This is a genomic window from Clostridium sp., assembly GCF_051650885.1.
Classification (GTDB): Bacteria; Bacillota; Clostridia; order Clostridiales; family Clostridiaceae; genus Clostridium.
In genome coordinates this window covers 1-11,721 of record NZ_JBOFRG010000335.1, presented here as the reverse complement: position 1 = coordinate 11,721, position 11,721 = coordinate 1, and the positions used below count along the sequence as shown (strand labels likewise).

At 27.5% G+C, this 11,721-nt stretch carries 13 protein-coding genes; 2 read left to right on the top strand and 11 right to left on the bottom strand.

All coding sequences use genetic code 11. The features are described 5' to 3' along the window. Positions 1 to 11: 11 nt before the first annotated feature. The 7 genes from ACRC28_RS16615 to ACRC28_RS16585 form a co-directional block, all read right to left on the bottom strand. The gene (locus ACRC28_RS16615) at positions 12 to 347 is read right to left on the bottom strand and encodes an ATP-grasp domain-containing protein (protein WP_438544597.1); all 336 of its coding nucleotides are present in this window, start codon (positions 345 to 347) and stop codon (positions 12 to 14) included. Positions 348 to 365: 18 nt separating this feature from the next. Beyond that, positions 366 to 689, bottom strand: a complete 324-nt coding sequence (locus ACRC28_RS16610; RefSeq protein WP_438544561.1) for a hypothetical protein — start codon at positions 687 to 689, stop codon at positions 366 to 368. Positions 690 to 719: 30 nt separating this feature from the next. After that, a complete protein-coding gene (locus tag ACRC28_RS16605) occupies positions 720 to 1,652 on the bottom strand; it encodes a homocysteine S-methyltransferase family protein (RefSeq protein ID WP_438544560.1) in 933 nt (310 codons plus the stop codon). Then, the gene (locus tag ACRC28_RS16600; protein WP_438544559.1) at positions 1,642 to 2,514 is read right to left on the bottom strand and encodes a hypothetical protein; all 873 of its coding nucleotides are present in this window, start codon (positions 2,512 to 2,514) and stop codon (positions 1,642 to 1,644) included. The genes ACRC28_RS16605 and ACRC28_RS16600 overlap by 11 nt, the downstream gene beginning before the upstream one ends. An 82-nt stretch (positions 2,515 to 2,596) precedes the next feature. Further along, positions 2,597 to 2,899, bottom strand: coding sequence for a hypothetical protein (locus ACRC28_RS16595; RefSeq protein WP_438544558.1), 303 nt, complete (start codon positions 2,897 to 2,899; stop codon positions 2,597 to 2,599). Continuing rightward, positions 2,889 to 3,425 (bottom strand): RNA polymerase sigma factor, encoded by a 537-nt coding sequence (locus ACRC28_RS16590; protein ID WP_438544557.1) that lies wholly within the window; start codon positions 3,423 to 3,425, stop codon positions 2,889 to 2,891. Before ACRC28_RS16590 ends, ACRC28_RS16595 begins: the two co-directional genes overlap by 11 nt. A gap of 5 nt (positions 3,426 to 3,430) precedes the next feature. After that, positions 3,431 to 5,242: a tetratricopeptide repeat protein gene (locus ACRC28_RS16585; protein WP_438544556.1), complete on the bottom strand. Its 1,812-nt coding sequence runs from the start codon at positions 5,240 to 5,242 to the stop codon at positions 3,431 to 3,433. Between the two features lie 124 nt (positions 5,243 to 5,366). Here ACRC28_RS16585 and ACRC28_RS16580 point away from each other — a divergent pair, with 124 nt between their 5' ends. Next, positions 5,367 to 5,768, top strand: coding sequence for a hypothetical protein (locus tag ACRC28_RS16580; protein ID WP_438544555.1), 402 nt, complete (start codon positions 5,367 to 5,369; stop codon positions 5,766 to 5,768). A 110-nt stretch (positions 5,769 to 5,878) separates the two neighbouring features. Beyond that, positions 5,879 to 7,270 carry a methyl-accepting chemotaxis protein gene (locus ACRC28_RS16575; RefSeq protein ID WP_438544554.1) on the top strand — a complete coding sequence of 464 codons (1,392 nt, stop codon included), beginning with the start codon at positions 5,879 to 5,881 and terminating at the stop codon, positions 7,268 to 7,270. 22 nt (positions 7,271 to 7,292) lie between these two features. On the opposite strand, the gene ACRC28_RS16570 is transcribed toward ACRC28_RS16575, so the two are convergent. Genes ACRC28_RS16570 through metF form a run of 4 tightly spaced genes read right to left on the bottom strand, consistent with a single transcriptional unit; the run spans position 7,293 to position 11,667 of the window. Continuing rightward, entirely contained in the window at positions 7,293 to 9,683 is a 2,391-nt protein-coding gene (locus ACRC28_RS16570) for a homocysteine S-methyltransferase family protein (protein ID WP_438544596.1), read from the bottom strand. Beyond that, complete coding sequence (locus ACRC28_RS16565) at positions 9,670 to 10,344, bottom strand: methionine synthase (protein WP_438544553.1); 675 nt, start codon at positions 10,342 to 10,344, stop codon at positions 9,670 to 9,672. The genes ACRC28_RS16570 and ACRC28_RS16565 overlap by 14 nt, the downstream gene beginning before the upstream one ends. Continuing rightward, positions 10,337 to 10,789, bottom strand: coding sequence for an S-ribosylhomocysteine lyase (locus tag ACRC28_RS16560; RefSeq protein WP_438544552.1), 453 nt, complete (start codon positions 10,787 to 10,789; stop codon positions 10,337 to 10,339). Before ACRC28_RS16560 ends, ACRC28_RS16565 begins: the two co-directional genes overlap by 8 nt. Next, entirely contained in the window at positions 10,786 to 11,667 is an 882-nt protein-coding gene (gene metF, locus ACRC28_RS16555; protein ID WP_438544551.1) for a methylenetetrahydrofolate reductase [NAD(P)H], read from the bottom strand. Before metF ends, ACRC28_RS16560 begins: the two co-directional genes overlap by 4 nt. Positions 11,668 to 11,721 lie beyond the last annotated feature (54 nt).

Genomic DNA, 11,721 nt, shown 5'->3' with positions numbered 1-11,721 from the left:
TGTTTTAGGATCTACTGAATATCCTTAAATATACTTTTTCCATTTTGAACAAACGACTCTACACTCACTTCATAACCATCTATATATTCTTCTGCAATAAATTCCTCTTTAAAATTTCTTTTTATTACTTGCTTTTTAGATTCTTCTGCTTTTGTTGTATACTTCCACGCTTCACCTATCTCATCTTCTGAAGATATCTTACTTATCCCCAAACTAGCTTGTCTATTTGTTGGCTTAAAAATAATATCACTACCTTTATAGAAATATTTTAGTTCTTCCAAAGAGTCAATTTTTTCAAATCTAGGGTGAGGAATGTTACACTTTTTACAAAAATCTCTTAGTAAAATTTTATTTGTTAATATTTTTTATGCCTCTATTCCTATTCCTCGTAATTCGAATTTAGAAATAATTTCAGCAGCAGCTCTTACAGCATAATCTCGTATAGCGTATACTCCATCTATCTTGTTAGACTCATTTATATACTCTACAGCTTCCATAAACTCTAAATCATTCATATACTTGCTAAAAATCAAGTCTCCAACAATTGGTGATTTAATTATTTCCTTTTTTTTAAAATTATTTGCTATAAATAATTCTTCTTCTTCAACAATAAATATTTTTATATCATTTCTATACTCTAAATTTTTTATAATCAAAGGTGAATACCCAATTAACAATAAATTTTTCATACTTTTCTCCTTCAATAATATCTAAAATATTTAAATTTCAGATATTAACTTTGCAATAGCTTCTATATGAGTATTGTTAGTACCACAACACCCACCAATTACTTTTATATTTTTTCCAAGCAAAGGCACTAAACTTTTAATATATTTAATTGCATTACTTGTTTCTAAGACTCCAGAGTCATTTAATTTATCGTATTCTTTATCTGAAGCATTACATTGAATTCCTCTGAATCTTTCTCTAACTATTTCATTATTATTAACCTCATTTTCTAATGCCCGAAACACTACAGTGGGATATACACAATTAGACATATAAAATAATGGTTTATTCTCAGTTCTACAATCTATTTCTTTAATAGCATCTGAAATAAATGTTCCATCTAATAAAGTCCCTTCTTTATTTATCATAAAACTTATAATATATGGAATATTTGTGTCACTCATCGCTTTAGCTATACCTAATGATTCTATTAATGTAGGCATTATACCTGCATATAAAAAATCTATTTTTGTTTCACTGAATAACTTTGCTTGCCATGAATGGAACTTATATGCACTTTCAACAGTGTGTTCTGTTGTATTGCTATAGGCATCTCCACTACATCCCATTAGTCCCCCTATAAATATTTTATCAGTATTAAATTCTTTTCTAATATCTTCGATCATATTTACATTATCTTTTATAATGTTCTTATCATAAATTGAATTATTAATTCTTTCAAAATTCGCTCTTCTAGTTGGCGTAGTAATCATAATAGGAATATTATATTTAATTGAAGTTTCAATATATTCTTTATAAATAAATTTTATTTTTTCCTTATTCACATCATCATAAACTATATTAGCTAACGCAACATTATTATCAATATTAATATGAAACTCATGCTTTAATCTTTCTAAAATTGCACCTTCCATAAGTATATATTTTGAACTTTTTATATATTGCATTAATTTATTTCTCACAATTCATACCTCCACTTTTATATTTAATATTCCATAAAATATTTCCCCAACAGTGATAATGCCGAAATTCATATAAGTTATTCACAGATTCCGATAAAATTATTTTTTCATATTGCTTTATAAATTGGTCTATTTCGATGTGCTTATCTTGTAAATTTAATATATCTATTATATTTCTCTTATCTCTTATAACATGAGTTCCCCAACCATAATTTAATGTATTTAGTAAATATTCCTTTAACTTTTTTTCTTCTTGATTATCATCATCTAATACTTCTATAAATATCTTCTGATATACTGGATAATATGCAACTTGATGTAATCCACCATTCAATCTAAAATTCGATAAAAATGATATCATAACTATAATTATAAAAATATTAGGAACAATTTTTTTCTCCATTAATAAATTAGTTATATTTTGAATATTATTTTCTATTTCTATTTCATCATCAATAATAATCTTGTTTTTAAGAAACTTAACAGGTTTTATTTTATTATTTGATATATACCAAAAGAAATCTGTTTGATTTGGTATCATTTCTAAACAAATATTTTCTTTTTCTTTCTGAAATAACTCTAAGATTTTATTTTGAATATTAATGTTATTAAAAATCTTATATACAAAAGATTTTTTACTCCTTAAATGTTCTAATAACAACTCTGAATAAAAATTTTCATCTATAAACACTGGAGTATATTTTTTTTTACTATCTATTCTATTCCATATTTTTATATTTGCATTATTAAATGCATTAATTGCACACTTATATGTTTCATTCCCTATTATAGTTTTACATTCTACTATGAAATTTTCTACCTTTTCCACACACTCTTTACCAAATGATGTTTTCTTATCCATATAATCCTCCTTAAGAAATTTTATTTATAGATTAACTATATACCAAATTTAAAAATAATAAACCTATGCTCTACCTTAAACCCTACTTCTTATTTAATACAATCTGACTTTTTACTTCTTCTTTATATTCTTCTGTTATTTCTTTTAATGAAAAGATTGTTGGTAGCATTAACATTATAATTGCTACTCCTATTATCCCTCTTATATCTATTTCTATTTCTCGCTCCATTAAAACTTCTATTTTTCTTTTTAGGCTTTTTTCTTCTATTTTTTCTTTTTCTAATCTTTCTTCTAATTTATTATAAAAATCTTTTCCAAGCTTTTGCTCGCTAAAAGTCTTTTTGAAGCTATTTTTAAGTTCTTTTTCTAATCTATCATTTTTCATATTTTAAAAGCTCCTTTTCTAAAGCATCTTTTCCTCTTTTAAGCCAAGTTTTTATTGTTCCTTCTCTTTTTTCTAAAACTTCACTTATTTCTTTTATTTTTAAATCTTCATAGTAATAAAGATATAAAACTGTCTTGTATTCTTTTTTCAATCTTTCTAGTGCTTCTAATAAATACCCTTTTTCTAAATTTTCAATGACTTTTTCTTCATAGCCTTCTTCTTTTATAAATGTTATATCTTCAATATTATTGTATTTTTTTTCTCTTATACACATTGTTTTGCAAGTATTTATTGTAATCTTATATATCCATGTATATATTGCACTATCGCCTTTAAAATTATCTAAATATCTATATATTTTTATTAAGGCTTCTTGGGTTATATCTTTACTCAATTCTTCATTTCTTGTATAAAGCTTTGCTAGATTATATATTCTATCACTAAATTCTAGTACAATATCCTCAAAAGCTTTTTCCCTGTCGCTTTTTATAACCCTTAAAACCTCAGTCCCTCTCATTATTTCCATAAAATTTACTCCTCGCTTTCATACATCTGATAAAAGCTTTCATATTCCCCTTTTAAATAACTAATCTCATCTTTATTTTCGTTTATTTTATAAAGCTCCTTTAGTAAAACTTCCTCTGATTTTTTTGCTTTATCTAATCTTTCCTTTGTATAAAACTCCTTCAAATTCATACTGTAATCAAATGTATAGTGATTAGTATTTAATCGAATTAAAGGATATATATATTCTGGTCTGTATCCCTCTTCTTTTATTTTATTTAAAAGGAACTCTTCCCCTTCTTCAATTTTACCTTCATTTAAAAGTTTTATTCCTTCATTTTCTTTTACTTCTTTTCCTTCTATATTTGTTTTTATTCTATTAGAATTTATTATTATTTCTTTTCCATTTACTATTTTTATTGCCTTTACTTCTACATAGTCAATCTCATCCTTTTTGTACCTTCCCCCATAAGAAGTCTCATCAATTTGCCCCATTTCCATAACAGGTTCCCCACCTCCTATTATGTCAGCTTCATCTCTTGTATCCATAAGATATTCTCTTCTTATATAAGTTTTAAAGGTACCAAAGCTTCCATTAATCAATGGAACTGAAACTTTATTTTCCTTTGTTTTTATCCCTTCATGCATTCCACTTATCCCATCTATAAACATAAGTGATGTATAGTAATAATCGGCTCCCTCTACTTTTTCAAAGTTTATATCAAATTTATTTCCTTCAAGTTTTAAATTCTCATCTACATCTATTTTCATTCTTTCTTTATAATCTAAATTTACTTCATATATCTTATTATTTTTTGTATTTTCTAAATATTTTTCTTCAGTAAAATATTTTTCTCCAATATCTACAGATAAAATAGGAGATACATTTGTAATTTCCATCTCTGGCATTTTTTTTATTTCATAATTACCATTTTCATCTGTATAAATAATATTTCCATTTACCTGCCCATAACTTAAACTACTTGTATATTCACTAAATCCAACTTGTCCAACTATAATTGGCACATATTTTAAAGGCTTTCCTTCTAAAGTAATCTTTCCTTTTATAGTTACATCTCCTACTATTTTTTCACCTTTTCCCTCATTGTCATATTTCACTAATTCATATACTCTTGGAACATTTATAGTGTCACCAAGTTCTTGTAAAAAGCTTTTTTCATTATAAAATTTCATTTTATCACCAAGGTTTCTTTTATCAACATTATAATAATCCATATCTATGGAAAGCATTTTTTCTACAATACCATTTCTACTTTCTTTGTAATATTCTTTATAAAGCTTCTTAGCCTCATCTATATTTCCTTCCATTATCTTTAATTGAATATCTAAAACCTTTCCTGCTGAATTTTCCTTATAACTCTCTTTCTTTAAGCTATCTTCAATTATTCCTTTAGCCTTTTCTACTTCACCTTTTTCCATATATAAATTAAATAAGGCTACTGAATTTAAAGAATAATCTAATCCCTCACTATTCTTTAATCCTTTCTCATGAAGCTTTAAAGCATCTTCATAACTTCCAAATGGAATCTGTCCCCCTATTACCTGTTCAAAGCCATTACTTACATATTGTATATTATAATCATATTTTGTCCTCCCCATATAAAAGTAAGCCTCTCCCTCAAATGGGCTTAAAACCTTTGGCCACTTTGTATAAAGATTTAAAACTCCATAAGAATATTCCCTCGTAGTTATTCCACTATCAAACTGCCATCCTATTGAAAACATAGTTCTTCCAACAAAGTAAAGTAAGTTTGGAATTATTATAAATAATATTATTGGAATTATAATTAAATGTTTTACCTTTAATTTTATTTTCATCTCTCAATCTCCCCTTTTTTTCTTCTTTAACCTTTAGACTAAGAAAATTTTAAAAAAGTTTCATTTGTAAAATATTTTTTTATCCTTCATAATAGATTTTGCAAATGGAAGGCAGGTGCAACTAATGAAAAAAACTTATAGAGGAGCTTTTCCGCTTCTTTTATCATCATTCTTTTTAATCCTTTGGGACATTTGGAGAATAAGAATTCTTCTTACAATTAAGCCAAGTATGTTAAATATTATAAGTAGTGCAATTGCTATAATAATTTTCTTTATACTAGCTTATAGATCATTCCATTTATATATGGATTTTCTTTCTATAAAGGAAGATAGATTAACTTTAGCTGGAATTATTCGTAATAAAGATATTTTATTTAAAGATATTTCTACTATAAAGAAAGTTGATTACTCAATTGTTTTAACTTTAAAATCAAAGGAAACTCTTTATATAAAACTAAAAGATTTTAATAAAAAATATCGAAATGAATTAGAAACCACAATTTTAAATCTAAAAAAGAGGAAATAATATAGAAAGGAATGTATTTTTGTTTAAATATGTTCCTTTTTGTTTGAATTTTTACCATTTTTAGTATAAAATTGTAAGTGTATTATTGTAAAAAAAAAGGGTGTGAATTTATGAGTGTCAATTTTGATTTTGACAGAAAAAAAAGTGTAAAAACTAAAATTTCCAGTAGGGTAGGAATTATATTTTTTATAACGTTTCTTGTAGCTATTACTTTATATACCTTCATAATAAAAGGTATTATTTCTAAAGAATTGTCCTCTTTAAATATTAGTAGCGAATCTATTTTTGGTAGTATAGATTCTAAGCTATTTCTATTAGGTGCAGTTTTAATCACTATAAGCGTTTGTATAGTTACTTATTTAACTTACAAAACATTAGAGCCTCTTGCAAGGCTTCTTAACAACTTTAGAATTCACTTTGAATTCTTAGCACAAGGAGACTATTTCTATAGAATAAAGGAAAAGCACTTCCATAGAGAAGATGAACTTGGGCCTATTTCTAAGGCTGTTGATGAACTGCAAGTTTCTACAATGGATTTAATTAAAGAAATAACTGATAACTCTTCTTGTATGACAAGACAGTCTGAACAGCTTACTGGTTTATCAAATGATCTTAAAAACTTTACTACAGATATTTCTAAATCAATTTCTGACATTTCTACTAATTTAAATGCAGAAACCTTTGATATTAATTCTGTTGCAAGTGAGCTTGATAAATTTAGAGAGCATATTGAGCACAACATGCATGATATTAATGAAATTTCTTCAATAACATCAAATATGGATGAAAAGGCTTTAGCAAGTTCTAAAGAAATGGCTTCTTTAAACCACTCTTTTGTTGAATTTAATTCAATATTTGCTGACTTCCTAACTGTTATAAAAGAAATGAAAAATAAGATTGAGCAGGTTGATGAAATTACAGGAATTATAAATCAAATAGCAGAACAAACTAACTTACTTGCTTTAAACGCTGCAATTGAAGCTGCTAGAGCTGGTGAAGCTGGAAAAGGTTTTTCTGTTGTATCTAATGAAATAAGAAATTTATCTATCCAAACTAAGGAATCTTCAATAAACATAAATAATCTTATTTCAACTGTTCTTCAAAGCTCAAATGAATTATTCAATAAAACTTCTGTTTTATCTGAAAACTTAGAAAATCAGAAAAGTATAATAAAACAATCTTTAGGTGCTTTTGAAGAAATATCTGATTCAGTAAAAAATGTTACACCTAAAGTGGACATGCTAAAAACCTCTTCTAATTTAGTAGTAGAAAATAACACTAAAATTCTAGATAAAATAAATAGCATTTCTAAATCAGCTAGTCAAATTTCACTTTTTGCTGATGATATAAGTTCTTCTACTGATAAATTAATAGACTCTAGTGATATAGTTCATAAGTCTGCTATTTCTTTAAATACTATGGCAGATGTTTCACTTCAAACTATCAGTAAGTTTAAATTACAAGATGAGAATGGTGTTTCTAATAGAAATGAAGGAAAATAAAAAAGAGGCTTTTGCCTCTTTTTTATTTAAAGATATCTTTAGCTATATTCACAGACTCCTTAGCATCTTTTGCGTAAAAGTCAGCTCCTATTTTTTCTGCATAATCTGGAGTAAGCACAGCTCCTCCTACCATTATATGTCCTTTATAGCCTTGTTCTCTTAGTCTTATTATAGTATTTTCCATAGATTTTACTGTTGTTGTCATAAGTGCACTTAATCCAACTAATTTTACTTTTTCTTTTAAAACGACATCTACAACCTTTTGAACCTTAACGTCTTTTCCTAAATCTATTATTTTATAACCATAGTTTTCTAAAATTACTTTAACTATATTCTTACCAATATCATGGATATCTCCTTCTACTGTTGCAAGAACTATAGTTCCTTTTTCAACTTTTTCATTTCCTTTTTCGATTATTCTTTCTTTAATAATATCGAAGGCTATTTTCACAGTTTCTGCTGCTTGTATAAGTTGTGGTAAAAATATTATTCCTTTTTCATATTTTTCACCAACTTTATCTAAGGCTGGTATTAAGTGTTCATTTACTAATTGAAGCTCAGTTTTTTCTTTTAAAAGCTCTAATGTTATTTCTTTTGTTCTTCCTTTAAATCCTTTTAAAATAGCTTCTTCTAATGTTCCACTCTCTTTATCTTTTTCTATACTTTTACTTCCACTTATATTTTTTTCAATCTTTATATTCCCATACTTTTCTATATACTTTTCTGAGTTTACATCATTATTATTTAGAACTCTAAATGAATCTACAACGCCCATCATTCCACTTGTATTAGGATTCATTATAGGTAAATCTAAACCTGCTCCTAATGCAACTGCTAGAAAGGTTTCATTTATTATACTTCTATTTGGAAGCCCAAAGGAAATATTAGATACTCCAAGAACAGTTTTTACTCCAAGCTTTTCTTTAACCATTTTTATAGCTTTTACTGTTTCCATTACTTCTTTTTGCTGTGCAGATACAGTTAATGCTAAACAGTCTATATATACATCTTCTCTTTTTATTCCATACTCTAAAGCTTTATCTACTATCCTTTTAGCTATATTAAATCTTTCTTCAGCTTTTTCTGGAATGCCTCTACTATCTAAAGTTAATCCAACTACAGCTGCTCCATATTTTTTTACTATTGGAAGTATATTTTCTAAAACTTCTTCTTCTCCATTTACAGAATTAACTATTGGCTTTCCATTATATATCCTTAACCCTTTTTCTATTACATTCTTTTTATTAGAGTCTATTTGAAGAGGCAAATCTATAATAGCTTGTAATTCTACAATAGCCTCTTCCATCATAACTTCTTCATCAATTTCTGGAAGTCCTACATTAACATCTAATATCTCAGCTCCACCCTCAACTTGCTCAAGACCTTGCCCTAAAATATAATCCAAATCTTTATTTATTAAAGCTTCTTTAAATTTCTTTTTCCCTGTTGGATTTATTCTCTCTCCAATAACCCTAGGTCCATTATCTATAAAGACTGCTTTTGAGGGAGAACATGTACCATATAGTGAAATATATTCTCTCTTTACTCTCTTATTATTTTCTCTTATTAATGAAAGTTCTTTTATAAACTCTGGCTTTGTTCCACAACATCCACCAATTATAGATACTCCCTTTTTAACATACTCTAAAACACTATCTCTAAAATCTTCCTTAGTTATTTCAAAAATAGTTTCACCATTTACAACTTTAGGAAGTCCTGCATTTGGTTGAATCATAATTGGCACATTTGTAACCTTTATTATTCTCTCTATAATATTTTTAAGCTCTTTTGGTCCTAAAGAACAATTAATCCCTAATGCATCTACACCTAATCCTTCTAAAGTCAATGCCATACTCTCAGGTGTACATCCTGTAAAAGTTCTTTCATCTTCTTCAAAAGTCATTGTACAAAAGATTGGGAGATTACAAGTTTCTTTTGCAGCAATTATTGCGGCTTTTGCTTCATAAAGGTCTGTCATAGTTTCTATTAATATTATATCTACACCTTCTGCATATCCTACCTTTATTTGTCTTTTAAAAATTTCTATAGCATCCTCAAAGCTTAATGTTCCCATAGGCTTTAAAAGCTCACCTATTGGTCCTATATCTAAAGCAATTTTTGTGTCAGTTCCTTCTACTGCTTTTTTCCCATTTTCTATTCCACTTTTTATTATTTCTTCAACAGAATACTCACACTCTTTTAATTTTAATTCATTTGCTCCAAAGGTATTTGTTGTTATTACATTTGCTCCACTTTCAATATACTTTTTATGTATATCTATAATAACCTCTCTCTTTTCTATATTATACTTCTCTGGTATTTCACCTAGCTTCAATCCTGCACTCTGTAACATTGTGCCCATCGCACCGTCAAAAACAAGTATCTCTTCTTCTAAATATTTACGAACATCCACATACATCACCTTCTTTTCTAAACATACAAGTCTTATAATTCTTACAGTTTGCACAAGACTTCTTCTTTTTCTCACCTTTAATAACACCTAAAATAGCAGTTACTGATTTCCTAGGAAATAATATCTTATTTTCTGAAGCTGTAAGTCCTATTCTTCTTTGGCAATTCAATACATTTATAATTTCTTTTTGAACATCTAAAGAAAGGTCTCCATAGCCTGGGCTATATCTAAAAGTAAAGTTCTCCTCTTCTTTTAGTTCCCTAAGCTTTATATCCGCCTCTAAATTATCTATATATTCTTCTATTGCAGTTGTTGCACAAGCATCTAATATTAAAGCATCAGTCATACTTATTCTTTCATATCTTCTTATTAATTTTTCTATATCATTTCCAAGAGTTACTGCCATTAAGTACATCTTTTCTGAATCTTTTAAAAGATTATTTATATCATCACTTTTTAATTTAAGGGTTGTACCCTCTATTAGTATTTCACCATTAATTTTCTTTATTCCATAAGACTCATAGACAAATTTAGGTCTAAAGAAAGCTTTAGACTTTTCTCTTATTTCTTTTACCTTTTCAAGAAAATCTTCTTCTAAAGCCTGACCTTTATATCCTAAATACCTTAAAACTTCTTCTAATGGTATATTTAAATTATCCATAAATGTTTAAAGAAAACTCTTTTTCTAAAGCGATTTTTGCATATTCTTTAGCTCCAAAAAGAGATAAATCTTTATAATTTCCGCATTGAATTGGATTATTTGCTGGAATTTCTGTTGCTTCTAAAACTTTTTTTAGTCCATCTTCTACTGCATCTTTTATCTCTTTAGCTTCTCTGTCTCCCCAAATACTTAAATAAAATCCTGTTCTACATCCCATTGGTGAAAAATCTATTATTCCCTCTACTGAATCTCTTAAAAAGTGTGCTAATAAATGCTCAAGTCCGTGCATAGCTGCTGTTCCAAAGCTATCTTCATTTGGTTGAAGAAATCTTATATCAAACTTAGTTACTATATCCCCTTTTTCTCCATTAAGTGTACAACACTTTCTTATATATGGTGCCTTTACTAATCTGTGGTCTAATTCAAAACTTTCTACTTTTTTCATACTATAATCTCCTTCTCATTTACAGCTTCTAATACTGTTTTTATATTTTCTTTTATTCTTCTTGCTACATATGGATTATTCATTGTATATAAGTGAATTCCATCTACAGAGCTTGAAGAAAGATCTACTATTTGCTCAACTGCATAAGCTATTCCAGCTTCTCTTAAAGCTTCTTTATTATGCTCATACTTCTCCATTATCTTTTTAAACTTTAATGGTATTTCTGCGCCACAAAGGCTTCCTATTCTTTCTATTTGCTTTTTATTTATAACTGGCATAATTCCAGCTTGAATAGGCGCCTTAACTCCTGCAGCTCTAGCTTTTTCTAAAAAGTCATAATACATATCATTTGAAAAGAATAATTGACTTATAAAGCTTGTGCATCCTGCCTCTTCTTTTCTTTTCATGTTTTCAATTTCAAGTTTAATATCCTTATTTTCTATATGTCCTTCTGGATAACATGCTCCTATTATATTAAACTCATCCTTTAAATAATCCATAAGGTTATTTGCATATTTGAAATCCCCAAGCCCTAGACTTCCATTATCATCTCCTCTTAGTGCCAATATATTTTCAACACCTTCAAGCTTTAATCTTTCTTTTATAAAGTCAATATTTTCTTTGTTTTGCCCTATACAAGTAAGATGTGCTATCCCCTCTATTCCATATACATTCTTAATAAGAGATGATATCTCTGATGTTTTATTGTCTACATTACTGCCTCCAGCTCCATAAGTTACACTTATAAAATCTGGATTTAATTCTTTTAATTCATTCAATGCAGTATATATAGTTTTTACTGGTGATGTACTTTTTGGTGGAAACACCTCAAATGAAAAAACTAATTTTTTCCTCTCAAACAATTCTCGTATATTCATTTTTACCCCCTTTTTTTCATAAAAAAATACCCTAAGGATGTTTTCCCTAAGATA

Coding starts and splice junctions, on each gene's coding strand:
- ACRC28_RS16565 (WP_438544553.1), bottom strand. CDS start 10,344: ATGGATAATTTAAATATACCATTAGAAGAAGTTTTAAGGTATTTAGGA.
- metF (WP_438544551.1), bottom strand. CDS start 11,667: ATGAATATACGAGAATTGTTTGAGAGGAAAAAATTAGTTTTTTCATTT.
- ACRC28_RS16595 (WP_438544558.1), bottom strand. CDS start 2,899: ATGAAAAATGATAGATTAGAAAAAGAACTTAAAAATAGCTTCAAAAAG.
- ACRC28_RS16560 (WP_438544552.1), bottom strand. CDS start 10,789: ATGAAAAAAGTAGAAAGTTTTGAATTAGACCACAGATTAGTAAAGGCA.
- ACRC28_RS16590 (WP_438544557.1), bottom strand. CDS start 3,425: ATGGAAATAATGAGAGGGACTGAGGTTTTAAGGGTTATAAAAAGCGAC.
- ACRC28_RS16580 (WP_438544555.1), top strand. CDS start 5,367: ATGAAAAAAACTTATAGAGGAGCTTTTCCGCTTCTTTTATCATCATTC.
- ACRC28_RS16585 (WP_438544556.1), bottom strand. CDS start 5,242: ATGAAAATAAAATTAAAGGTAAAACATTTAATTATAATTCCAATAATA.
- ACRC28_RS16600 (WP_438544559.1), bottom strand. CDS start 2,514: ATGGATAAGAAAACATCATTTGGTAAAGAGTGTGTGGAAAAGGTAGAA.
- ACRC28_RS16610 (WP_438544561.1), bottom strand. CDS start 689: ATGAAAAATTTATTGTTAATTGGGTATTCACCTTTGATTATAAAAAAT.
- ACRC28_RS16575 (WP_438544554.1), top strand. CDS start 5,879: ATGAGTGTCAATTTTGATTTTGACAGAAAAAAAAGTGTAAAAACTAAA.